Source organism: Serinibacter salmoneus (assembly GCF_002563925.1).
Classification (GTDB): domain Bacteria; phylum Actinomycetota; class Actinomycetes; order Actinomycetales; family Beutenbergiaceae; genus Serinibacter; species Serinibacter salmoneus.
This window is the reverse complement of record NZ_PDJD01000001.1, coordinates 3,156,112-3,179,083: the sequence shown is the minus strand read 5'-3', so window position 1 is coordinate 3,179,083 and position 22,972 is coordinate 3,156,112. Positions and strand designations below refer to the sequence as shown.

At 68.3% G+C, this 22,972-nt stretch carries 23 protein-coding genes and 1 pseudogene; 13 read left to right on the top strand and 11 right to left on the bottom strand.

What is annotated here, in order from left to right:
* Positions 1 to 2,965: 2,965 nt before the first annotated feature.
* The 3 genes from ATL40_RS14220 to ATL40_RS14210 all read right to left on the bottom strand — a co-directional run bounded on the left by ATL40_RS14220 (position 2,966) and on the right by ATL40_RS14210 (position 5,168).
* Positions 2,966 to 3,787 carry a zeta toxin family protein gene (locus ATL40_RS14220; protein WP_281254920.1) on the bottom strand — a complete coding sequence of 274 codons (822 nt, stop codon included), beginning with the start codon at positions 3,785 to 3,787 and terminating at the stop codon, positions 2,966 to 2,968.
* 215 nt (positions 3,788 to 4,002) lie between these two features.
* The gene (locus ATL40_RS14215; RefSeq protein ID WP_143557008.1) at positions 4,003 to 4,524 is read right to left on the bottom strand and encodes a hypothetical protein; all 522 of its coding nucleotides are present in this window, start codon (positions 4,522 to 4,524) and stop codon (positions 4,003 to 4,005) included.
* 35 nt (positions 4,525 to 4,559) lie between these two features.
* Complete coding sequence (locus ATL40_RS14210) at positions 4,560 to 5,168, bottom strand: recombinase family protein (RefSeq protein WP_098470526.1); 609 nt, start codon at positions 5,166 to 5,168, stop codon at positions 4,560 to 4,562.
* A 163-nt stretch (positions 5,169 to 5,331) separates the two neighbouring features.
* Here ATL40_RS14210 and ATL40_RS14205 point away from each other — a divergent pair, with 163 nt between their 5' ends.
* The 4 genes and pseudogenes from ATL40_RS14205 (at position 5,332) to ATL40_RS14200 (ending at position 8,991) form a co-directional block, all read left to right on the top strand.
* Complete coding sequence (locus tag ATL40_RS14205) at positions 5,332 to 6,015, top strand: hypothetical protein (protein ID WP_098470117.1); 684 nt, start codon at positions 5,332 to 5,334, stop codon at positions 6,013 to 6,015.
* Positions 6,016 to 6,458: 443 nt separating this feature from the next.
* Positions 6,459 to 7,031, top strand: a complete 573-nt coding sequence (locus ATL40_RS14870) for a hypothetical protein (protein WP_143557007.1) — start codon at positions 6,459 to 6,461, stop codon at positions 7,029 to 7,031.
* A gap of 576 nt (positions 7,032 to 7,607) precedes the next feature.
* Positions 7,608 to 7,946, top strand: coding sequence for a hypothetical protein (locus ATL40_RS14865; protein ID WP_143557006.1), 339 nt, complete (start codon positions 7,608 to 7,610; stop codon positions 7,944 to 7,946).
* Between the two features lie 147 nt (positions 7,947 to 8,093).
* Positions 8,094 to 8,991, top strand: a pseudogene (locus tag ATL40_RS14200) (IS5 family transposase).
* Here ATL40_RS14200 and ATL40_RS15510 read toward each other — a convergent pair.
* The 5 genes from ATL40_RS15510 to ATL40_RS14855 all read right to left on the bottom strand — a co-directional run bounded on the left by ATL40_RS15510 (position 8,962) and on the right by ATL40_RS14855 (position 12,166).
* A complete protein-coding gene (locus ATL40_RS15510) occupies positions 8,962 to 9,111 on the bottom strand; it encodes a recombinase family protein (RefSeq protein WP_098470115.1) in 150 nt (49 codons plus the stop codon). The pseudogene ATL40_RS14200 and the gene ATL40_RS15510 sit on opposite strands and share 30 nt — an antisense overlap.
* A gap of 1,483 nt (positions 9,112 to 10,594) precedes the next feature.
* Positions 10,595 to 10,999: a hypothetical protein gene (locus ATL40_RS14190; RefSeq protein WP_098470114.1), complete on the bottom strand. Its 405-nt coding sequence runs from the start codon at positions 10,997 to 10,999 to the stop codon at positions 10,595 to 10,597.
* Between the two features lie 103 nt (positions 11,000 to 11,102).
* The gene (locus tag ATL40_RS14185; RefSeq protein WP_098470113.1) at positions 11,103 to 11,501 is read right to left on the bottom strand and encodes an Aca2/YdiL-like domain-containing protein; all 399 of its coding nucleotides are present in this window, start codon (positions 11,499 to 11,501) and stop codon (positions 11,103 to 11,105) included.
* Positions 11,502 to 11,553: 52 nt separating this feature from the next.
* Positions 11,554 to 11,760 carry a hypothetical protein gene (locus tag ATL40_RS14180; RefSeq protein ID WP_098470112.1) on the bottom strand — a complete coding sequence of 69 codons (207 nt, stop codon included), beginning with the start codon at positions 11,758 to 11,760 and terminating at the stop codon, positions 11,554 to 11,556.
* A gap of 97 nt (positions 11,761 to 11,857) precedes the next feature.
* Positions 11,858 to 12,166 carry a hypothetical protein gene (locus ATL40_RS14855; protein ID WP_143557005.1) on the bottom strand — a complete coding sequence of 103 codons (309 nt, stop codon included), beginning with the start codon at positions 12,164 to 12,166 and terminating at the stop codon, positions 11,858 to 11,860.
* A gap of 311 nt (positions 12,167 to 12,477) precedes the next feature.
* Between ATL40_RS14855 and ATL40_RS14175 the strand changes: the two genes are divergently transcribed.
* The gene (locus tag ATL40_RS14175; protein ID WP_098470111.1) at positions 12,478 to 13,149 is read left to right on the top strand and encodes a DUF2461 domain-containing protein; all 672 of its coding nucleotides are present in this window, start codon (positions 12,478 to 12,480) and stop codon (positions 13,147 to 13,149) included.
* Positions 13,150 to 13,159: 10 nt separating this feature from the next.
* Here ATL40_RS14175 and ATL40_RS14170 read toward each other — a convergent pair whose 3' ends face one another.
* Entirely contained in the window at positions 13,160 to 13,936 is a 777-nt protein-coding gene (locus ATL40_RS14170; protein ID WP_098470110.1) for a VOC family protein, read from the bottom strand.
* A 138-nt stretch (positions 13,937 to 14,074) separates the two neighbouring features.
* Here ATL40_RS14170 and ATL40_RS14165 point away from each other — a divergent pair, with 138 nt between their 5' ends.
* Entirely contained in the window at positions 14,075 to 17,362 is a 3,288-nt protein-coding gene (locus tag ATL40_RS14165; RefSeq protein WP_098470109.1) for a DEAD/DEAH box helicase, read from the top strand.
* 24 nt (positions 17,363 to 17,386) lie between these two features.
* On the opposite strand, the gene ATL40_RS14160 is transcribed toward ATL40_RS14165, so the two are convergent.
* Positions 17,387 to 18,331 carry a hypothetical protein gene (locus ATL40_RS14160; protein ID WP_143557004.1) on the bottom strand — a complete coding sequence of 315 codons (945 nt, stop codon included), beginning with the start codon at positions 18,329 to 18,331 and terminating at the stop codon, positions 17,387 to 17,389.
* A 69-nt stretch (positions 18,332 to 18,400) separates the two neighbouring features.
* Here ATL40_RS14160 and ATL40_RS14155 point away from each other — a divergent pair, with 69 nt between their 5' ends.
* A complete protein-coding gene (locus ATL40_RS14155) occupies positions 18,401 to 18,676 on the top strand; it encodes an acylphosphatase (protein WP_245867154.1) in 276 nt (91 codons plus the stop codon).
* Here ATL40_RS14155 and ATL40_RS14150 read toward each other — a convergent pair.
* Positions 18,673 to 19,353: an MBL fold metallo-hydrolase gene (locus tag ATL40_RS14150; RefSeq protein WP_245867152.1), complete on the bottom strand. Its 681-nt coding sequence runs from the start codon at positions 19,351 to 19,353 to the stop codon at positions 18,673 to 18,675. The genes ATL40_RS14155 and ATL40_RS14150 overlap by 4 nt on opposite strands.
* Positions 19,354 to 19,435: 82 nt before the next feature.
* Here ATL40_RS14150 and ATL40_RS14145 point away from each other — a divergent pair, with 82 nt between their 5' ends.
* The 6 genes from ATL40_RS14145 to ATL40_RS14120 are packed head-to-tail and all read left to right on the top strand — an operon-like array spanning position 19,436 to position 22,936.
* Positions 19,436 to 19,855 (top strand): TlpA family protein disulfide reductase, encoded by a 420-nt coding sequence (locus ATL40_RS14145; RefSeq protein WP_098470106.1) that lies wholly within the window; start codon positions 19,436 to 19,438, stop codon positions 19,853 to 19,855.
* Positions 19,852 to 20,340, top strand: coding sequence for a DUF4395 domain-containing protein (locus ATL40_RS14140; RefSeq protein ID WP_098470105.1), 489 nt, complete (start codon positions 19,852 to 19,854; stop codon positions 20,338 to 20,340). Before ATL40_RS14145 ends, ATL40_RS14140 begins: the two co-directional genes overlap by 4 nt.
* A gap of 39 nt (positions 20,341 to 20,379) precedes the next feature.
* Positions 20,380 to 20,673, top strand: coding sequence for an SAV_915 family protein (locus ATL40_RS14135; RefSeq protein ID WP_143557003.1), 294 nt, complete (start codon positions 20,380 to 20,382; stop codon positions 20,671 to 20,673).
* On the top strand, positions 20,670 to 20,939 hold the full coding sequence (locus ATL40_RS14130; RefSeq protein WP_143557002.1) for a hypothetical protein: 270 nt from the start codon (positions 20,670 to 20,672) through the stop codon (positions 20,937 to 20,939). Before ATL40_RS14135 ends, ATL40_RS14130 begins: the two co-directional genes overlap by 4 nt.
* Complete coding sequence (locus ATL40_RS14125) at positions 20,936 to 22,057, top strand: hypothetical protein (protein WP_098470103.1); 1,122 nt, start codon at positions 20,936 to 20,938, stop codon at positions 22,055 to 22,057. Before ATL40_RS14130 ends, ATL40_RS14125 begins: the two co-directional genes overlap by 4 nt.
* Positions 22,058 to 22,099: 42 nt before the next feature.
* The gene (locus tag ATL40_RS14120) at positions 22,100 to 22,936 is read left to right on the top strand and encodes a hypothetical protein (protein WP_098470102.1); all 837 of its coding nucleotides are present in this window, start codon (positions 22,100 to 22,102) and stop codon (positions 22,934 to 22,936) included.
* Positions 22,937 to 22,972 lie beyond the last annotated feature (36 nt).

Below are 22,972 nucleotides of genomic sequence, written 5' to 3'. Positions count from 1 at the left end.
TCGGACGGTAGCAGAACGGGAAGTCGAGAGGAAGAGCCTCCACCACGGGAACCATACTGGGACGTTCCGAAAAGAGCCATCTGCTGGGCGAAGGCGCGTGGTATATCAACCCGGTGGCCGGTTGGCACATTCCGTCCTGGGCTAGATGTTGCGAGAGATGCAGCCTCTGCATTTCTGTACTGATTCGCAGGAAAGCCTAACTACTCTCCTCCTGCCACATCCCCGTTCTCCGACGTAGCAACAAGCAACATGTGATGTCAGCGACGAACGCGGGGCTGGCTGGTTTGACTTGGGCCTCGCGCTCACGCTGGGCGCGGTGCTCGGCGGTTCGCTGGGCGCGGTGCTCGGCGGTTCGCTGGGCGCGTTCTTGGGTGATGCGTTGGCTGGGGGAGCGACGTGGGGTGCCGTTGCTGGTCCAGTGGCGGAGTCGGTAGGCCAGCCACGTGCCGACGTTGCCAACTCCGGTGGCACCGTCGTGGTGCCACCGCGCGTCCCCTGGGCGGACGTCGATGGCGATGAGGATGTCACCGACTGTCCAACCTGCCTCGACGAAGGGGCGCAAGATGCTGCGAACGTGCTTGGAACTGATGGATCGCAGGACCGGTAGCCGCACGCCTAGCTCGTGGCTGGCTCGCAAGGCGGCCGCCTGGCCGTCTGTCGTTACGCCACTGGGCCACCAGTGCCCTGGACGATGCCTGAGGACCGGATCGCGGCGCCGCGCTTGCGCGGCCGTGATGTGGTGGCCGCGAAGCGGCTCCGCATTGGACTGCGGACTGTGCTCTCGCGCGCGTGCGGGGGGGGGGAGTACCAAGCCCTTACGGGGAGGGGTGCCATTTGCATCCACAGACTCGGGGGCGCGCATCATGCTGCGAGCACGAGCGGGCTCCGCGAGTACGTACACAGCGGCCTCGTTGATGGGGTCAGTGGCGCTGTTGACCACCGGCGTGCGCAGGCTGCGGCTACGTGCGAGATGGCCACCGGGGGCGAAGCAGCCGCGGCGTCCTGTGGCCACGATCCCGAGGAGACCCCAGGCGCGCAGGGTGGCTAGCGCACGTGCGACAGTGCGCCGGGACCGCCCAGAGGCGCCCATGAGTGCCTGCCAGCCCGGCCTGGTGGTGTAGCTCGCGTCGGTGTGAGCCAGGAGGCAGCGAGCCACGGCTGCGATGGTGGCGAGTCGGTCGCCCCGTAGGTTCTCGCGAGTGGCGCGGTCGTTGACTAGGGTCAGCCAGGTGCTGGCGCGTTGTACGCGCTGGGAGCCTTGGGGGATGGCCATGGCGATTGCGAGGGGGCTCTTCTCCGCTTCACGCCGCACACGCCGCAGTCGCTTCGGAGGTACGACGCAAGTCTCTTTCGGCGTGTCCACGCCGAAGGGGTCGCCAGACGTCGATGTTGGCAGTATCGTGGGGTCCAATCTCAGGATGCACGAGGGTGCATGAGGTTGAGCGTTGGACCCACCAGCGGCCAAGCAGAGGGGTCCTACGCTTCGGACTTGGGGCCGGCTCCTACGGGGGCCGGCCCTTTTCGGTTTCCTACGGGTTAGGCGCTAGCTCTGACCTCCGGGGCAGTCTCGAGGGGCTCCTGGATGTAAGGGCCTGCGGGCCGCACGAGGCATGCCTCGGCGTCCGCCAGCGTGAGTTGTTCCAGGTACATGGAGATGCTGATGCCGAGGGCGGCAGCAGCTTTCCCTTGCGGCATCCCGGGCTTCCGGGCTGACGCGTCCTTGTAGCAGAACGCTGGGCGCGTTCCGCTCACGGTTCGTTCTCAGGGCCGTACGCTTCCGAGGCATTTATGCATAATGCAGCCTCGAGGTGGGCTCCGCGCGGATTTGAGGTGGGCGTGTCGCGATCAATCTTCATGGGTGCCCTAGAGGCCAGGTCCCTCCACGGCCACCTGGGCTCCGAGCGAGTGCCCTTGCCCAGAAGTCACCTAGTCGTTATCAACCACTCTCCCATACAATGGCTGCGATCCGCGAGCAAGGGAAAGCAGTGCAGTGGTACCCGCTAGCGCGAGACAATGGCCTCCCGATGTGCCCGGCAGGCTCGTCCTTGAGCGCAGGCGACACTCCGGACTGGTGCTAGTTGGAAGATCGTAACAACCATCTCGCAAGGCCTCACCACCTGCGGAAGGTGAGTACCGACCCTCTTCTCGGCAATGGGGTCGGTACTCACCGAACAGTTGTATCGCGAGAGTCCGGCCTTACCCGACCCGCGGGCGAAGGCACCCTGCGCGCCCCGGCAAGAATCACCCAGCGCCAAGCAAATTTGCTCGCCATTCACCGTCAACGATGACGAACTCGATGGACCACGTTACCTGTGTACCTTCGGGCAGTGACAGGTCTGTACCGTGCGCAGTAAATGAGACGTCAACGATTGCGGTGCCGTCAGCCCGTTCCCGGGGTGGATACAGTTGTGCATCACGCATTGACGCGCCAGAATCCAGCCACGACGAAAATGGTGAATTGCTCGTGCTGAGTTCCGCAACTAAGTCTGAATCCCCCACATTCACTGCATCGACAAGGGCCTGAGCAACCACAGCGGGAGCTGCCCCCTCCGGCGGCGTGGCGATCAACGAAGCATCCGATCCGTCCCCGCATCCAGCAAGAAGCCCAACCGCAACCGAAGCGCTCGCGAGGGCCGCACAACGAGTGTTCATCTAGAAAGACTAACGGTGCCTGATCCGCACGGCGATGCGGTTCGTGTCCGACGGCGACGGGTAAAGCCATCGCCGCAGAGCTGAAGCCGATCTACACCGCCCCGTGGGGTGTGCCCCACGGGCGGCGCGAACCCTCACCCGTGACCTCTCCGACGGCGAACAGCAGAGGACCGCGCCGTACGGCTCCTGCTCGAACAGGCCCACCAACACAGGGCAGCCCTCTTGATCGTTACTCATGACCCCGCCATCGCTGACCAAGCCACACACCACCTGCACCTCGCAGACGGCCACCTCGCGCCCGCATGAAACTCATCTAGAGCTCGCGGCCAGGATCGGACGCAGGCCCCGGCGCCCGTCGAGGCTGCTCACCACGGCTGGAGGTGCCACGTGCTCGGCCTGGAAAACTGGCTGAGCGGAACTGCCCGGCCACCGGCACGCTGCGCAACTCTCCCCCAACCTCCGCCCGGCGCTTCTCCTCCACCAACTCCCGTGGAACGTGCGCAGCGGTGGCCTCGAACCGGCGGTAACGCACCACCGCAGGACAGGTCTCAGCCAGCAACTCAGTAGAGCGCTGAGACAGAGACCGCTGATCGGGATCCTCCGGCGCGGCGAACACGCTGCGCCGGTACTCACTCGGCACCCACCGCCCACCCAAGTGCTGCTCACTGACAGGGCTGGCCTCCTGCGCCTCGAGGTACTGCTCACGCCATCGGCGCTCGATCGAAGCTTCCGAGACCGCCTGAGGCACCTCGACGTCCACCACCTCAACGGTGTACCCCGCCGCGTGCAACTGCCGGCCCAAGACCTGCGCCGCCTCCGGTTTCGACAGCACCGTATCCAGCACCACATTGCGACCAGCCGCCAGGGCCTCACGCCGGGCCGAGGCCGCCAACATCGAGGACTCTTCATGCACCAGGGAAGCAAGTTCCATCGGGTAGAACGGCTCACCCGCCTCTCCTGCCGCACGGACCTCCGGCGGCACCAGCACACGCGCATAGGAACCATCCCGCAGCGCCTCGTGCAGCAGGGCGGCCTTGAACTCATCCGCGTCGATCCGCTGCCAGCGCGAGGGATCATGCGAAGGATCGTTGCCCATCACCCGCGACTTCCCCGCACCAGGAGGGCCAGCAAGCACCAGCGCCCGGTACTCCCGCGGCACGTCGCGGATAGCTTCGCGGCTCAGGCGCCGATGGAGCTGACGGCGGGCACCGCGAGGCTCGGGCCCAGGATCGAACCACTCAGGCTGGTTGACCGAGGCGTTCGGCCCCTTGGCGTCAAGAGGCGCACCCGGGCGTGAAAACTCCCGGATGCGCTCCCTGTGCCTGGCCGCGACCTCGAAGGACTCCCCGCTCACGCGCTACGCGCGTTGCGGGACAGTGAGGCGGTGTCCTCACCAAGGGTGACGACCACGTGCTTCTCCGCGATCTCGTCGTAGGTCTCCATGTCGATCAGACCTTCATCGAAGGCTTGCCCGACGTCCTCGAAGGACCCCTCAGGCAGGAACAGCAGATCGTCATACGGACCGTCGGTGAGAGGCCGGGGCGGGTACTTCCATCGGGTCAGTTCCTCCACCAGCTGCGTCCGGTCAATGTCTCCGGCCGCGTAGCGCTGAGCAATCTCGTACGGGCTCGCCCCGCTGAACCCCTCCACCACCGCCGGGGTCTTGTTCACACCCTTGGACAAGCCACCCTGCGTGATGCGCAACTCCCGAGCCACCTCGGCCTGGGTGATCTGCCCACTACGCGTGGAGCTCTGCACGAACCGGTAGAAGTCCAAGTCATCCAACGCTCGCCGCACATACCGAGCGCGCGCCTCGCGCACGATGCGCAGCGCACCCGGCTGAGCAACCGCTGATTCCATTTCCGTGGCCATAGCCACCATCCCCTTACCTATTCCTACGGGAAATCCTACTCTGTTGCGGCGCCAGCCGCCAGACCCCCATCCGTGGACGCGGCCCGTTCCAGCGCTCGGGTCACCGAGGAGCGACCCACGCTCAACACTCGCGCGATGCTCGCCAGGCTCGCCCCGGCCTCGCGCATAGCGCGGGCCTGGGCGACCTTCTCGGGCGTCATCACCGTGGGGCGCCCGCCCACGCGCCCCTGAGCGCGAGCGTGAGCCAGGCCGCGCATCGTGTTCTCGCGGATCGTGGCCACGCGCAACTGCGCCAGGACGGCCATGATCCCCACGATGGCCTCCCCCATCGGCGTGGACGTGTCCACGTCCAAGAACGGCTCCGTCAGGCTACGTAGCCGCACCCCACGCCGGCCAAGGTCTCGGATCAGCTCGATAGCCATCTGCTCGGTTCCAGCGATCCGATCCAGGGCCCGGACCACCAACGTGTCCCCCTCGCGCACGTAGTCCAGGCACGCGCGCCACTGCGCGCGATCAGCGATCCGACTCGACTCCCCGTGATCCACGAACACCCGCACAGCGCCCGCGGCCCGCAACTCCGCCTCCTGCGCCTCGGGATTCTGCTCGCGGGTACTCACACGCGCGTACCCAACGACACCGCCCACCACTTCTCACTCTCCCTCGCCTCACCGACGCTGCGAGGCCACGCCCCACCTGCCCGCAAACGGCGCAAGGCACCTTCCGGACAGCCAACGCATTCTCTCGCGCGCTATCTCCTGGCTGGATGAGCACCACGAGGGCATCCCGACCATTCCAGACCTGCTCGCCGTGGTGCGCCAGGCACCACCGGAACTGCGTGAGGCAGCGCTGGACCGCGGCCGCGACGAGAAGTACCGCCAGGTGACCGAAGAGCTGGAAGCATCACTGGTGGCCCTGTGCCCGGGCGGCCGGTTCGGGGACGTGTTTGCTCGACAGACCACCAACCCGATGCGGCGCGATCGCGCCGTGGGGTACGACGTCTCGGCCATTCCCCAGTCAGATGGTGACCTGCGTGCCGTGGCACTGCTGGCCTCCTGGACCAGCGGGTTCGCCACGGTGAACATTGCCCAGACTCTCGCCGATCACAACCTGGAACCGCGCCGACACTACTTCGTGATCCTGGACGAACTACACCAGGCCCTCAAGGCCGGCCCCGGTCTGGTCGATCGTGTCGACTACCTCACGCGCCTGAACCGCTCAGTCGGCGTGGGCATGGCGATGATCACCCACACGATGAAGGACCTGCGCTCCCTCCCGGTAGAGGAGGACCGGCAAAAGGCCATGGGCTTCATCGAGCGTTCGGGCTTCGTGGTGTGCGGAGGCTTGCCCATGAGCGAAATGCCCGAGGCCCCTGTCCCTCCTCGCGCAAACTTGAGCGCTATCGCACCACCCAATCCGCGCACTTTCCGCACCCTTGACCCAACGATGACGCTCGTGTACGGTCTTCAGACCGATACAGTGGAGGACCGATGACGATCCGCCCCGCCGAAGCGCAAAACTGCAAAACCAAGCGCAAGTACGGACTAGCGATTTTCCTGCTTGCTCTTGCCACGCTCGCTCTCACTCCGACAGCCCAGGCGTTGAACCACTACTACGCGTACAATCTGCTAACCGATGAAAATGTCACTCGCTACTCCGGGTCGATCCCCGGAAGTATATTCGGGGGCGTTGTCAGACCCGATCCAATTTCAGCCGACGGTGCAGACGTACACACATCAATCTCAACCTATCGGCCAGCTCCCGGGTACATTTTATTGTCTAGGGCCACCGGCGGAACGACCACAACCATGTCACACCGCCACTACAGTGACGTAAGCCAGAAGTGCCACTGGTACTGGCCATATCATCCTGGAAGCATCGGAGAACTAGAACTAACCTGCTACGCAAGGAAATAGATCGAGAGAAAGGAAACAGCCGTGAGGTCGATCAAACTAGCAGTAGTTGTTCTTGGCGTCGGAGTAACTGGTGGACTCGTGGGCGCATCAGGCAGCGGCCAAGACGCCACCCCGATTGAAGAACTAATCCCTGCACTAAGCAGCCCAACCTCCAAGACAGACATCCCCCCGGCGACCCTGGGGTTGCGGTCCTTGAACGTGCCAGATGATGCCGTGATTCGAAATCTTGGGAGCGACAGCCTCGCCGAGTATTGGGTTACCGTTGCAGACGACGAAGTCTGCCTTATCGCTGACATCAACACTCACGCCGAGTCGGCCGCTTCCGGCTGCTCACCCCTGCCTGCATTCAAAAGAGAGGGCCTTTCTTTAAACGCCTACTCTCACGTCGACGGAGATACGATCGAGGTAGAGGCGCACCTAGTCCCGGGCGACGTTGAAATATCGCCCGACTTGAGCGACTTGCATGCTAGCCGTGGCCTACAGCCGGGTCTCATCACTTTCGACCCCCGTCTAGAAACCTTGGAGACCACACATCTTTACCGGACCAATGGCGGCACGTTTGAGTTGACACCGGTGGAGGTTCCCGATGCCTAGAAAACGCCGCGCTATCGGAAAGACCCTCGCGGCAGTCGCTATCGGCCTAATGGGAGTGGCCTCTCTCGCCCCCGCCGCCACGGCTGCAACGACCGTGTACTGGAATGGAGCCACCGAGCAAGGAGTGAATAGATACTCAGGGTATACGCCTGGCCTGAGAGGGGGAAGCAGTTCAGTGTGGATCGGCGTGGGAACCAATACCGTAGTAAACTATCTATCCTACCCTGGCTACACAGTACTCTCGGGAGCTACGAGCCCCAACCACATTAGTGCAACTGTCACTCATCCAGCCACCAACGCATATAGCAAGTGCTACTGGTCTGTTACTGGATACGGAGGCGGCGGAGAGATTCTCCGCTGCGAAAAGCGCACTTAGGGAGAAGAATGCAGGGTGATGTTGCGCCTTCACGAGAACTATGGCGCCCTTTGATGTGGACAGCGATTGGGACCGTCGCAGGAGCGGCTTATGTTCTGATCGTTGGATTTAACTCAGCGCAAGCCGTCGCTCAGAGGTCGGGGGTTTTAATCGACGCGAGCAACTCAGTGGTTGCCATAACGGGAAGAACATACCCATTCTTGCCGAGCCTGTCGATTGCCTGCGCCGGCACCTTGGTCCTGTTTTTCCTAGTACGCTGGCAGGAAACTGCGGCGAATCGCAGATCCTCCTTTTTCATGATGATCGGCGCCTGCTTGGCGCTGGTGCTATCAGTAATTGTTGGCGTGGCATTGGCGAGCGACCTTGATGCTAATAGTTCGATGGTTACGAACGACCGAGCCCCACTACAAGAGTGGTTTGAGTTTGGCGCAGAGTCTGCGGCCACGCAGACCGTGACGCTGGTTGCGGTGCTGATTCTCGCGCGCACGATTCGGCGCCATCGGATGGCGATCCGCGAGGCAGCAGAATCGGAGTCATAGTCACGCCCACAACCAGGTTTTAGACACCTGACTCGCCGCGGCTCTGGGACTGGTCTTGTCAGTTCCTCGTCGGACCAACTAGCGGGACAGTTCGCTGCGCTGCCTAGGGCGTGTTGCTGAACCTCTTCGAGGTCGGGATCGGCGAGCATGAGACGCGTGACGCGCGATGTGATCTCTGATGAGCTCTGGACGGTGATCGAGCCGACGTTCCCGGCGGCGCGGGCGGTGGGACGGCCGCCGGTTGACCGCAGGCTGGTGGTCGAGGCCATGGCGTGGCGGTTCCGCACGGGATCGCCGTGGCGTGATCTGCCCGAGCGCTTCGGGAACTGGAACACGATCTACAAGAACTTTAGCCGCTGGGCCGAGCAGGGCGTGTGGGCTCGTCTGCTGGAGCCGGTCCAGGCCATGGCACAGCGTGCCGGGACGCTGGACTGGGTCGCCTCGATCGACTCCACGATCGTGCGCGTGCATCAGCACGGCGCGACGCTCCCGCGCGACACAGGGGGCAGGGTCGAGTGACAAGAAGTTCGCCGATGAGCCGTCCGATCACGCCATCGGCCGTTCCCGAGGGGGTCTGACGACCAAGAATCACCTGGTCAGCGACGGCAGGGGCAGGGTGCTGGCATTCGTCCTGTCCCCCGGGCAGAGTGCAGACACGAGCATGCTGATCCAGACGATGGAGCAGGTCCGGGTGCCCACCGGTGGTCGTGCGCGGACCCGTCCGGACCGACTGCTGGCCGACAAGGGCTACCCCTCCAAAGCAAACCGCGCCTGGCTGCGACAACACGGAATCGCCGCCACGATCCCCGAGCGCGAGGACCAGATCGCGCACCGACGCAAGAAGCCCGGCAGACCCATCGACTCCGGCGATGCCCAGCGCGAACGCTACAAGGGCCGCAACGTCGTTGAGCGCTGCTTCAACAAGCTCAAGCAGTGGCGCGGCCTCGCGCTGAGATCAGACAAGTACGCCCGCAACTACCACGCCGGCATCTGTCTGGCCGCCACCCTCGACTGGCTACGAACAGGGTTCAGCAACACGCCCTAGCACGCGCTCGCGCCTCCACCTCCGCTGCCTTTCAACCGCGGCGCGCAACTCCGCCTCCTGCGCCTCGGGATTCTGCTCGCGGGTGCTCACACGCGCGTACCCGACGACGCTGCCGACCACTTCTCACTCTCCCTCTCCTCACCCACGCTGCGAGGCTACGCCCCACCTGCCCGCAAACGGCTCGAAGCACCTTCCGGGCAGCCAACGTTTCGGTCCCTAGTTTCGGGCAGTCCGCACGCGGCGTGTCGCACCCACCCGGCACCGACGTCGCCACCTGCCCAGAAACGACCGTTAACGACCCCGCCACCCAACCTCCGAGCTCCGGGGTAGTTGTGCTGACGGCCCACCAGGGCCCTCCCGTGCACGGCCGGCGCCTCCCGCACACCTAGAGGAGGACTGGCCGTGCTAGCGGCATCAGGCAGGAGAAAAGGAGGCGACATGGTGTCGTCCGAGACGAAACGGCGCAAGCACGAGTGGCGCGTGCGCAAACTACAAGCCGAGGTGGTTGCCCACTACGTGAGAATCGCCCTGACGGTCCTGTGGAGCCTCATCCTCATTGGGTAGCGGCGACACCAAGGCGGGGCAGTCCGCGGAGCTCTCGGCGGACCGCCCCGCCTTGGCCACCGTGCTCGGTGAGCTCGGCAAGAGCGTCGCGGGTTCAGACAGCGAAACGCGCCGGACCGGTTGAACTTGGTCACCGCCAGCGGGCCCGAGAGTTGACGTCCGTGCGTACCGTGGCTGCTACCGGTCGCAGGCAGGCGCAGGCCAGTTGTCCACACGACCAACACCCGGCCCACGGGGTAGTTATCCACACGAGAGAGGGTGCCCCTTACAGCAACCTTCAGGCGCAGGACCGAAGGAGCACCACGGAGAACGTCCCACGCAAAGAACAAGGCACACGGGTAGAAAGCTCACAAGCAACACGCCGAGGCCTTCCCCTCTATGCACAGGTCGCCCTCGGCTTGCTGATTCTCATTGGGATCATTGGGGTAGCGCCCGCTACCAGGAACAACACCATCCCAACAACCTGTGGAAAATCCTCCTGTGGACTACAGCTATGCCCCACGAGACGCCCCCACGAGGGCTATACTGAAAAAGTGCGCCACGGCGGCAACCGTGACGCACTTAGCCCCAGAGAGAAGGGGCGGGTACTACTGGCAGCACCAGCCTATACAGGGCCGGCGGCTTTGTCCACACCCAACCCCTTCTCTCACACACAGTGAGGAAGGAGCTGACATGGAGACGGTCCTGATTCTCGTTCTGATTCTGGCCATCTTGCGCCTGAAGTAGGACCACGGGCCCTCGCGCGCCGCGCGAGGGCCCGTGCACCAGCCACGTCAGCGGAGCGCATCCGGTGTAGCGCCAGCGCTTCGCCACAACCTTCGACCTCGTGGGCACCCAGCCCCGACATCAACGATCCTAGGCAACTCCGGGGTACACACCTCCGCGCGGTCCCTGGCGGCGGTGGTCGCGAAGATCGGCACTTAGCCCTCACCTGCCGCAACTACAAGGTCGCGGAGGGGTAAGGCGGCGCAGGTTCCGCCCTTGGCCAGTTTCCTAGTCGCGCAGGAGTATTTCTCAATGGGCGCCATCCGCGGCGGCCTTACTCGCCCGATTTCGTTTGTGGCCAGTCGTAGAGGCTCGGGAGGGCGGGAAACCCAGCCGGGTAGCCGTCATCGTCAACAATCACGGTGCTGTGTTCGTGCGAACCTCCAGCATGAGCGATCGCCGCGAGCACGAGCTCAAGTTGATGGCGATCAAGCCGGGGCACTTCGTCGCTGAGGTCCACTGAGTCCCCAAAGAGGAGCGAGGCCGCGATCGTGACTAGCCTCCTCACGCCACCAGGCTGCCCCTGAGTCTCCTCGATAAGCACCGCACCGACGACCCTCCCGCCCGTTACCCAGGGCGCGCCGTCGTACAGCAGACCACTGCGTGCGAGGAGCTCGACGCCTGCCTCTCGAGGGTGATTGCCCTTGGCCCACTCACGGGCAGCCTCTACGTTGCTCATGCTTCCTCCTTAACACCGGGCACTGACATGGTGCGGCACTCCCTCATGGGGCGGCTGGCGGGGCTCACAACACGGCACACGGCCACGCGTGGCACCAGTACGGTCACCGCGCTAAGGCATCGCCGCTGACGACCTCCACCCCCGGCACCTCCTGGCAGGCGCGCGCCACGACATGCCGCCACCACCTCGCAGGTAGGTGCGCCAGGTCCGGGCGGGCAGCGTGCATGTCGTCATCGGTGCGGTAGACCACCACGGCGGGGTCACGGGCGTCGGAGAGGGCCGCCACGACCTCACCGACCGCCGCGCCCGTCATGACCTCAATTTGCTCAACCTGCTCGCGGATCGCGTCGGGGACTGAATCGCGCCCCGCCTCCCACGCCCGCAGTGTGCGCGGCTTCACCGGTTCCCCGAGCCGATTGCGCAGCATCCCCGCCAGCCCATCCCCGGTCAGGCCCAGGAACTCCCGGACCATCTGCAACTCCCCGCCATCCATCCTGTCCATGCGGCCTCCTGGTAGCAGTGCGCAGTGCGCATCCTTCCCCGCCTCAGTGTGTTCAACGAGCGTGGCGCTCGACAGCGGCCCAGAACCCCTCGGTGTTCGCCATGACCTCGTATCCCGGGAGGTAGTCGGAGAGCACCTCGTCGGCGATCGCATCAATGTCGAACTCAACGCGGGCGTCGGCGACCTCACCTGTCCCCTCGATCGCGGCGATGATCTCGCGCTCGATGGCCTCCTTGCGGGTGGCGTAGTTGGCGCTCATGGTGCCCTCCTGGACTCTATGGTCTGGGCTCATCCCCTGACCTCAGGAACACCATGCTCCCACCTAATTTAGGGGGTGTGCAACCGGTGCGCGGTGTTCACCGCGGCGTTGGTGCGGGTATGGGTTCCCCGCCGGCCACGGCGCGTTTGATGCGGGCGATGATGTCAGCAACGAAGGCGGAACTGGCTGGTTTCACTTGGGCCTCGCGCTCGCGCTGGGCGCGGTGTTCTGCGGCGCGTTGGGAGCGCTCTTGGGCGATGCGTTGGCTGGGGGAGCGACGTGGGGTGCCGTTGCTGGTCCAGTGGCGGAGTCGGTAGGCCAGCCACGCGCCGACGTTGCCAACTCCGGTGGCGCCGTCGTGGTGCCACCTGGCGTCCCCTGGTTTGACGTCGATGGCGATGAGCACGTCACCGACTGTCCAACCTGCCTCGACGAAGGGTCGCAAGATGCTGCAAACGTGCTTGGAACTGATGGATCGCAGGACCGGTAGCCGCACGCCTAGCTCGTGGCTGGCTCGCAAGGCGGCCGCCTGGCCGTCTGTCGTTACGCCACTGGGCCACCAGTGCCCTGGACGATGCCTCAGGACCGGATCGCGGCGCCGCGCTTGCGCGGCCGTGATGTGGCGGCCGCGAAGCGGCTCCGCATTGGACTGCGGACTGTGCTCTCGCGCGCGTTCGTGCGGGGGAGGGGAGTACGGCCCGTGACAGGATCAACGCCATGGCGGCGCACGCAGGCATCCCCACCGATGCGGTCAGCTTCTACGCGGACCTGACCGCGAACAACGACCGCGAATGGTGGGCGGCCAACCGCGATCGCTGGCAGACCAGCGTCAGGCAGCCCGTCACCGCGCTCACCGACGCCCTCGCCGAGGAGTTCGGCTCCGCCAAGCTCTTCCGCCCCAACCGGGACGTGCGCTTCTCCAAGGACAAGTCGCCCTACAAGACCCACCAGGGCGCCGTCGTCGGGACCAGCGCCGGATGCGGCCTGTACGTTCAGGTGAGCGCGCGCGGCCTGATGACCGGCGCCGGCTGGTACCAGCCCACGCCCGCGCAACTCAGGGCCTACCGGGCCGCCGTGCTCGCCGAGGGCTCGGGCGCCGAACTCGACGCCCTCACCACGGCCCTCGCGGGCGACCCGGACGCGCCCGAGACCGACGACCTCCCGCAGGATGCGATCCGCATCGACGGCGACCAGCTCAAGACCGCACCGCGCGGCTTCCCGAAGGACCATCCTCGGGTCCATCTGCTGCGCTTCACGTCGATGCTCGTCTCCCGCGACCACGGCACGCCGACCTGGCTGGCGAGCGACGCCGTCGTGGATCACGTCCGGGAGGACTGGCGCATCTACGCGCCGCTGCTCGGGTGGTTCGCCGCGCACCTCGCCCCGTGAGTCCTCGGGACTACTGATCCCAGCCCGGCGCCAGCTCGTGCAACTTGAACTGCGCCCCGCCGGAGTCCTGCACGGAGGCGAGGCGACCGAACGGCGAGTCCTCCGGCGGCCGCACGACCCCACCACCGAGTTCCGTCACCTTCGCGCACGCCTCGTCGATGTTCGCCACCCCCAGATAGAACGACCAGTGCGAGGGCACCCCCTCGGGCAGGAAGTCCCCGGCGTCCATCACCCCCGCCACGCGCGTGCCCTCCAGCGACGCGATGCCGTAGGTCATCTCCCCCGGCGTCCCCTCATACGACCACCCGAAGACGGTGGTGTAGAACTCCGAGGCCGTCGGGTAGTCCCGCGCCGCCAGTTCGAACCAAGTCGGGGCGCCGACCTCGTCCACCACGCCGAAGCCGTGGTGCCCGCGCGGCTCCCAGAAGAAGATCGCGGCCCCGGAGGGGTCGGTCACGCCCGTCATCGCGCCCATCGCCGGGATGTCCATCGGCTCCATCAACGCGGTGGCCCCCGCCGCGGTCGCCGCCGCGAGGTCGTCCGCAATCGACTCGCTGCGCAGGTACAGGCCCCACATGTCGGGCATGCCGGGCATCTGCGCGGGGCCCGCGCCCGCGATGGGCGCGCCGTCCTTGGTGAAGAGCACGTAGCCGCCGTACTCCTCCCCCTGCGCCTGCGCGTCCCAGCCGAACAGGCCCGTGTAGAACGCGGTGGTGCGCTCCAGGTCGTTCGATGACATGTCGATCCAGCACGGCACTCCCCGTGCCGGTGCCTCGGTGCGCTTCATGATTCGCTCCCCCCGGGCCGCTTCGCCCAGCCGCGCACGGCGCCGCTCGCCGCGCCTGGCTACCCAGTGAACCACTCCGGCCGCGCCTTCCACAGCCCCCGCAACGGATTGTCACACCGCGGGCCTAGGCTCGTTGCCATGCATGCACCGATCGAGCTCGTGGGGCTCGTGGGCCGCCACGCGTTCGACGCGGGCACCGCCTACGCCCGCCAGCACCGCGCCGTGGTGCGCCGCCACGACGAGGCCGCGCACGTCGTCGTCGGCACGATCGAGGGCTCGGGGCGCAACGTCTACACCGCCACCACGTACTACGACCTGACCCGCAACGGCGTGATCGACGAGTTCGACGGCCGCTGCTCCTGCCCGGTGCAGGTTGACTGCAAGCACACCGTGGCGCTGCTGGTCACCGCCCTGACACAGAAGCAGAACGGCAAGACCACGCCGTCCCTGGGCCGGTGGCGCTCCCAACTCGAGGGCATCTTCCCCGATCCCGCGGCCACGCCGTACTCGCCGCTGGCCCTGACCCTGCAGTTCGCGGCTCCCGCCGAGCTGCCCGGGGCCGCCGGATGGCGCGCCGCCGCCGGCGGGCTGGAGGCGCGCGCGATGCGCCGGGGGAAGAAGGGGAAGTGGATCGCCACGGGTGCCTCCTGGTCGGAGATCCAGCGCAATGCGATCGCCGACGCCGACCCGGCCCAGTTGGACGCCCTCGCTGCCCTCGTGCGGCTGCACCAGGTCGCCGACCCGTACTCCTACGGGATCCCCGCCTGGCTGTCGCTGGCGGGAGTGAACAGCCGGGAACTGTGGAGCGCGCTCGCGGACGTGGTCGCCTCCGGGGTGAACCTCATGGAGCAGGACGGCGGTGAGGTCGCCCTGGCCACCGAACCTGCCCGGGCCACGGTGGCGGTGGGCGCGCCGGAGGCGGCGGGTCACCCCGACCTGACCGTCACCGCCGCGCTCGAGCATCCGACGGCGATCGCGGAGCCGCTGCTGATCGGTCGCCCCGCGCACGGGTACGCCGGGCGCGACGAGGCGGGCACCCTCACCCTGGTGCCGCTGGCCACCCCCGCGACCCGGGCCTGGATGGACCTGCGCCGCGCCGGCACCGTGGTGGTGCCCGGCGGGGAGCGGGAGGTGTTCGAGCGCACGATCCTGCCGCGGATCGCGAGCCAGTCCTGGCGGCCGGAGGGTTCCTACGAGCCCGCACCGCCGCCGACCCCCACGTTCGTCATGACGGTGCGGCTGCTCTACACGGAGATCGGCGCCACGCCACGGGCCTCGGTCGAGTGCCGCTGGTCCTACGGCGAGGGCCCGCACGCGGTGGTGCACACCCTGCCGCCGGATCCGCGCGGGATGGGACGGGACGCCGCGGCCGAGCGCGCGATCCTCGCGCGGGTGAGCGAGGCGATGGCGCCGCTGCCCACGATCCTGAACTCCGCCGGTGGCCCGCTGGAGGAGGCCGTGGTGGCGGGGCACGCCTTCATCGCCCTGATGGAGGAGGTCGTGCCGCGCCTGGAGGTGCTGGAGCACGTGCGCCTCGACCTCCCGCAAGACGTGCCGACCTTCCGTGACCTCGGCGAGGCGGAGATCGCGGTGGACGTGGTGGAGACCACGCGCGACTGGTTCGACCTGGAGGTCCGGCTGAAGCTGGCTGACCGGGACGTGCCGATCGGGCAGGTGATCACCGCGCTGGCGCGCAACGAGCGCACCCTGTTCATGGAGGACGGCGGGTACGTCAAGCTCGACCGCCCGGAGCTGGACCACCTGCGCCAGCTCCTGGAGGAGGGCCGGGCCCTGCAGGACCAGCGCCGTGCGGGCCTGCGGGTCTCCCGGCTCAACCTCTCCTGGTGGGAGGAGCTGCAGGCGCTCGGGGTGATCGACCACCAGGCGCAGGAGTGGCTCGCGCGGGTCAAGGCGGCCACCACCGACGGCGACCCGCCGCCGCTGCCCACCGGCCTGCAGGCCACGATGCGCCCCTACCAGCGGGAGGGGTATGAGTGGCTCACCCGGCTGCGTCACGCCGGCCTGGGTGGGGTGCTGGCCGACGACATGGGCCTGGGCAAGACCCTGCAGACCCTCGCGATGATCCTGGAGCACAAGACCTCCGAGCCCGACGGCGCCCCCTACCTGGTCGTCGCCCCCACCTCGGTGGTCTCCAACTGGGCGGCGGAGGCGGCCCGGTTCACCCCCGACCTGACGGTGGCGGTCATCAGCGCGACGGCGAAGAAACGCAACCGCCCCATCGCCGAGCTCGCCGCGGGCGCGGACATCGTGGTGACGAGCTACACCCTGTTCCGTCTGGAGCACGAGGAGTACGCGGCCCTGGAGCCCGCGGGGCTGATCCTGGACGAGGCGCAGAACGTCAAGAACCGCACCTCGCGGGCGTTCGCGCTGGCCAAGACCATCGACGCGGGCGTGAAGTTCGCCATCACCGGCACCCCGATCGAGAACAACCTCACCGAGCTGTGGGCGATGTTCGCGATCGCCGCGCCGGGGTTGCTGGGCACCCCGCAGCAGTTCCATGAGTTGTATGCCGCGCCCATCGAACGCGGCCACGGGGAGGAACTGGAGCTGCTGCCGCGGCTTCGACGACGCATTGCCCCGTTCCTGCTGCGGCGCACCAAGGAGCAGGTCACCCCGGACCTGCCGCCGAAGCAGGAGCAGGTGCTCTCGGTCGAGCTCGAACCGGCGCACCGGCGCGTCTACCAGCGCCACCTCGGCCGTGAGCGCCAGCGGGTGCTCGGGCTGGTCAAGGACATGGAGCGCAACCGGGTGGAGGTGCTCAGCGCCCTGACCCGACTGCGTCAGCTCGCGATCGACGCGTCCCTGGTGGACGAGGAGTATGCCGACATCCCCTCCTCCAAGCTCGAGGCGCTGCTGGAGATCCTCACCGAGGCGGCCGAGGAGGGCCACCGGGTGCTGGTGTTCTCCCAGTTCACGCGGTACCTCGCGATGATCGCCGCGCGCCTGGACGCCGCCGGGATGGACTACGCCTACCTGGATGGGTCCACCACGCGGCGGGCGCGGGTGATCGAGGGCTTCGCGCAGGGCACGCAACCGGCGTTCCTCATCAGCCTCAAGGCCGGCGGTGTGGGCCTGAACCTCGCCATGGCGGACTACTGCATCCTGGCGGACCCGTGGTGGAACCCGGCGGCGGAGGCGCAGGCGGTGGACCGCGCGCACCGCATCGGTCAGACCCGGCCGGTCATGGTCTACCGGATGGTCGCCAAGGACACCATCGAGGAGAAGGTGATGGCCCTGCAGGAGTCCAAGCGGGCCCTGGTGGCCGGGGTACTGGGCGCTGGCGGCGAGAGCGGCTCAGCCGGTGCGAACGGCGGCGGCGATGTGAGCGGCACGGGCGCGGTGAGCGGGAAGGGCGCGGCACCAGGCCGGCTCACCGCCGAGGACATCCGGGACCTGCTGGCCTGAGCCCCGCCCCGCCCCGCCTATGCGTCAACCCGCTGGAGTGGCGGCAGGACCCTGCACCTCGGTTGTCCCGCCCTCTACGCGTCGGTACCAGTCGTCGTGCAGTCGCACGTAGGGCTGGGCCCACGGGCTGGTCACCTCGTCATCCAGGGCCCTGTCGAGGACGAGCGTGAGCGTGCTGCCAGCGGGGATGTCGATGGCGGTGGTGTATGAACTCCACGTCGGGGGCACGATGGCCTCGGGTCGGTCGGCGCCGTCGACGAGCACCTGCTGCAGGGTGAACTCCTCGACCACACCCGAGAAGGGTGAGAGTCGAACACCGGCGGGCAGGGGGCCACCGGCCGGGTCTGTTGTGACGCTCACGCGGACGGGGAAGCTCACGTTCCAGCCGTCCACCACCGCGGTGCCCCACTCCGCCGAGACCGTCGGCGTGTACGGCGCCGTAGGAACGACAGTCACCGGGCTTCCGAGCACGGGGGCCTGACCGCCGACGGTCACCACGACGGGTTCGAACGACGGGCCTGCGGGCCCGATACCGTCGACGATCCGCGAACCGGCCCCAATCGATGCGTAGATGAACTCTCCCGCCGGTACCGGCGCCTGGGTGGCGAGGGTCATCGTCACCTTGTCGCCGTCGGTGTCCTGCGACACCAGCGAGAGATTCGTGAGCGGTTCCATGTCGAAGATGCGGCCGTCGTAGGACACCGTGATGAGGGCACCGGCGGGCACCTCGTCAGTCCCCTCGTTCACGAGCTGCCAGTTCGTCCCGACCGAGGCAGTGCAGGCGATGGTGCGCTCGGCATCGACCCAGTGCTCAACACCGCCGGCGTAGCTCACCAATGTGAACTCGCCCGTGGGCGTGCTCCCGGCGACCGCCGCCGGGGTGAGGGCCGTGACGGCGACAACGGGTGCCGACCAGGCGGCAGCGCTCAGGACGCCTCTGCGGCTCGGGCCGTGTTCGGACATGGTCATGTTCATGGTTTCCCCCCCGTAGTGCGATCACATCGCATGAACCCCGCGCCATTGTGCCACCCTGAAGGTATGCGTCGAGTCAACGCACGCATCACCGGTGTGGTGCAGGGCGTCGGTTTCCGCTGGTCCGCTCAGTCCCAGGCCGAGGCCCTGGGGCTCACGGGCTGGGTGCGCAACCGGCGCGACGGCAGCGTCGAGGCGGAGATCCAGGGGCCGCCCGGGGCGGTGGAGCGCATGCTCACGTGGCTGCGTGAGGGACCCTCGACCGCCCGGGTGAGCGACGTCGTCGTGCGCGAGCGGGAGTTGGTGCGCGAGAACGGCTTCGATCAGCGCTCCACGGCCTAGGCCGGACCGACCGGTGCCACCCCGGCGTGGGTGACGCTCTCCCCCACCCCGACCCGGCGGTAGCGCTCGCCGAGGAAACGGGAGGCCACGCCGTCCAGCAGGGCGGTGCCGCGCTGGTTGAGGATCCCGTCGTGGATGGGGTGCACCGCGGCCCCGGGCGTGCGGCGCGCGAGCGCGATGGCCTCGCCGAGGCGCAGCCAGGGCGCGGTGACGGGCAGCAAGAGCACGCGGACCTCCCCGGCCACGGCGTCCAGGTCGGCGTGATCGACGGCATCGCCCGGGTGGAAGACCCCCTCCAGGAGGTAGCCGTTGTTCGCGATCCCGGGCTGGGCATCGGCGATCTCGGCATGGACCCCGCCCAGGACCATGAGCCCCAGGCCGGCCACGGTGGTGTGGTCGCCGGGTGCGAGGGTGTGCAGCCGGTCCGGGGCGACGCCGGCGTCCGCGAGGTGGGCGACGGCGTCGGCCGGCCCCCAGATCGGCACGTCGCGGTCCACGAGCGCCGCGGGCGCCACGTGATCGGGGTGCAGGTGGGTGACCAGCACGGCGTCGGCGCCCTCCAGCGCCCCGCCCTCGCGCAGGGCGTCGTCACTGAAGACCCCCGGGTCGATGACCACCCGGGCGCCCTCCCGCTCGAGGGAGACACAGGAGTGGCCGTGGAACGTCAGCGTCACCATGCGGGCACCCTAGCGCGTCTCACCGAGTGAGATGTGGCGGGGATCCGGCGGGGTCCGTCCCGGCCGGACATAACCTCGCCGCGTGACCGCACTGATCATCCTCGCGCTGGTGGCGATATCCACGGCCCTCGGCCTGTGGTGGCGATCCCGCCAGGGCCGCACCCGCGCCGTCGACCGCCCGCTCACCCTCGCCGACGTCCCCGGCCTCACGGCCGGCGATGCCCCCGGTGTTCGTGGCCCGCTCGTGCTGCAGGTCTCCAGCGCCACCTGCTCGCCGTGCCGGGCGACGGCGCGCACGTGGGGCTCCCTGGGCGTGGCCCACCGCGAGGTGCTGGTGGAGGAGCGGCCGGAGGTCGCCGAGGCCCTCGGGGTGTGGCACACACCCACCTCCTTCCTCTTCGACGCCGACGGCGCGCTCATCTCGCGCATCGACGGTGCCCCCACCCGGGCCGCGGCGGCCGAGGCACTGCAGGCGATCGACGCCCCGGCGGGTGCACGATGAGCAGCGCAGCCACGCCGGGCCACGCCCCGCACGGCATCGACCCCCGTGGGCCGCGGGTGGGCGCCGGGATCACCGCGGTGCTCCTGCTCGTGGTGATCGCCCTGCAGGGGACGGCGCCCGAGGCGCGGCCGGCCGCCGTCGTCGTGCTCGCCGTCATCGTGGCCTCGTTCATGCTCGGGTCGCTCGGCGGCGTGGGGCGCACCTGGCAGGGGGCGCTCTACCGGGCCGTGATCGCTCCGCGCCTCGGGCCGCCCGCCGAGCTGGAGGATCCGCGCCCGCCCCGGTTCGCCCAGACCGTGGGTCTGGTGATCACCGGGGCCGGGTTGGCGCTTGCGGCGATCGGGATCCCGTACGCGGTGCTGATCAGCAGCGCGCTGGCGTTCGTGGCGGCATTCCTCAACGCGGTGTTCGGCCTGTGCCTCGGCTGCGAGATGTACACGGCCCTGGCCCGCCTCCGGCGCCGGATATCCACAAGTACGCCCTAATCGCTTCAAACCACCTCGCATGTGTCCCAGACTTGGGGCATGCCCGAACTAGCCGACCTCCCCGCCGCGTTCTATCTCCCGTGCGCCCGACCGCCGTCGGACCTCCGGGACCCCGACGACCTCGAGGTCCTCATGCGGCGCACCAGCGATGGGCGCACCGCCCTGCTGCTGTACACCACCCTTGAGCGGTTCCGCCGCTGCAACGGGCCGGATGCCCCGTGGGTCGTGGCACCCGTCCCCTGGCTCAATGACCTGCGCCAGCAGCACCCGTACGACGTCGCCTACCTCGATCTGGTGGTGCCGGAGCGCGAGCGCATCGGGGCGCCGTCATGAGCGTCTCTGTGAGCCCGGGCGTCCTGACCGCGTGCGCTGGGGAGCTCACCGCCGCCGCCGACTCGCTCGCGGTGCTGCCGCCGGGCACCGACAGCCTGGGCGCGGCAGCCGCGGCGCTCACCGAACTCACCGACGCGGTCGCCGGGGCACTCAGCCGCCTGGACCAGGCCACGCGATCCGGCTCCGATGCCTTGCTCGCGAACGCGGCGGCCTACCTCGCCGCGGACCGCGCCAGCGCCTCCGCGCTCGGGTCGGTCGTGTCATGAGCGCCACGCTGGACACCCACCTCACCGGCTCCCCGGACGCGATCCACGCCATCGCCTCCTGGCTGCGCACCGCGGGCCTGCGGACCGAGGATCATGCCGACGCCGTGGCGCGGGCACGGTCGGCGGCGATGGAGTCCTGGACCGGGAACGCGGCCACGGCATTCGGCAGCTGGTCGCTGACGGTCACCGACGGTGCGGGCAGGATCGCCGACACCGCACAGGGACTCCAGTTCCGGGTGAGCACGCTCGCGGAGACGCTCGCCGGGTGCCTGCGGGCCCTGGAGGGCACGCGCACCCGGGCGCGCGCCGCCGGGCTGTCGGTCAGTGGCACGGTGATCCACGCGCCGTCCCCGTTGATCGGGATGCCCGGCGGCCTGAGCGAGGAGCAACTCGAGGCGTTGCGCGCCGCGCACCGCGCACTCCAGGCTGCCTGGCAGGAGGCGCAGGAGTCGACGCGCGAGGCCCTGCGGCGGTGGCAGGACGCCGTCGAGGAGTTCTGCGACCGGACCACCTCGGCGCGGGAGGTACTCCTGGGCGCCCTCGCCGGCCTCATCGAGGCCGTGGCCGACACCCTGGGAGACGCGGGCCTCCTCGACGACGTCCACCCGTACCCGTTGGTCGATCCCCTCGGTCCCCGGCACCTACCGGATGTGGACCTCTCCTCACTCCCGGACCCCCCGAGCGGCATCCGCGTCCCCGTACTGGACGTCCTCCTGGCGGCGTGGAGCACCAAGGCCGACATGGACGCCGGCGAGCCGTTCCCTCAGGCCGTCACCTCTCAGGGCGCCGCGTTCGCGGCCGGCGTCGGCTCGGGGCTCGTCGGAAGCGCTGCAGGCACCGCGATCGGCGGAGTCGGCGGGGCCGTTGCCGGGGCGGCCATCGGCACAACCCTGGGCACAGCCGCGGGGACCTTCGCCAACGGCTTCGTCGACGGCTTGTGGGAGGAGCGCAGCCTCGGTGGCGCGATCCGCACGGGCTGGGAGGATCTCGCTCGCCTCGGCTACGACCTAGGCATGCTCACTGCCTCGCCCCCTCAGGTCGTGGGAGAAGCGCTCGGAGAGGCCCTGCAGGCCACGGCGGACACCGTACTGGACTGCTGGGACGCGCTGTTCGACTGACCACCGCGGTCAGACGAGAACGTCACGAACGGGAGGACGACCATGGCACGAGCCTGGGGACGACGCGCGCTCATCACGACGGTCACCCTCATCAGCGCCGGGAATGCGGCGATCTTCGTCGCCGGCGGCTGGATCGAGGACATGCCGGTGCTGTACACGATCTCGCTGACGCTGCTCGCGACGCCGATCGTGTTCTACCTCGATCACCTGCGGCCGCCGCGCCGGGACGCGGCACTGGTCACCACCGGCGCGGGATCCACCCGCATCACCTACCGGCGCGACCTCATCGTGCTGCGCATCCTCGGGTACGCGATGTGGCTGCCGATGCTCGTGGGCATCCCGATCGCCGTCGGCGTCGCGCTGGGCCGCTCCGAGAGCACCGGTTCCGGCGTGGCCGTGGGTGTGCTGCTGGGGACGGGGAGCGTGGCCCTCGCCCTCGCTCTGACCGACCAGGTGCGCCGGGCCCTGGTGCCGGCGGTGATCGAACTGACCCCCGACGGCGTGCGTGCCACCCTGCCGAACGAGGACGTCGAAGTCGCCTGGCAGGGACTCGTGGAGGTCCGTCGTGCACACGACGTCAACGGCCGGGTCCTCTACCTCGGGTGCATTCCCGCCGGCCTCCACCGCCGCCCACGCAAGCGGTTCTTCCGCAATACCTTCCGCTCCGTGGGCATCCGCCCCCCACTGGCAAGCGTGACCGTGCCGCTGGTGGGCCTGCCGATCGACCCGGACGCCCTGGGTGCCGCGCTGATGTCCTACGCGCGGGACCCCGGTGCGCGGCAGCGGATCGGCACGATCGGGTCCGTGCGAGATCTGACCGCCGCAGCGAGCGGGTCACCGGTTCACCGGCAGGCCACCACCGGGGTGTCGCGGCCCTAGGCCCGAGGGTCGCGCCGGCGGTCCGCCGTCGAGACT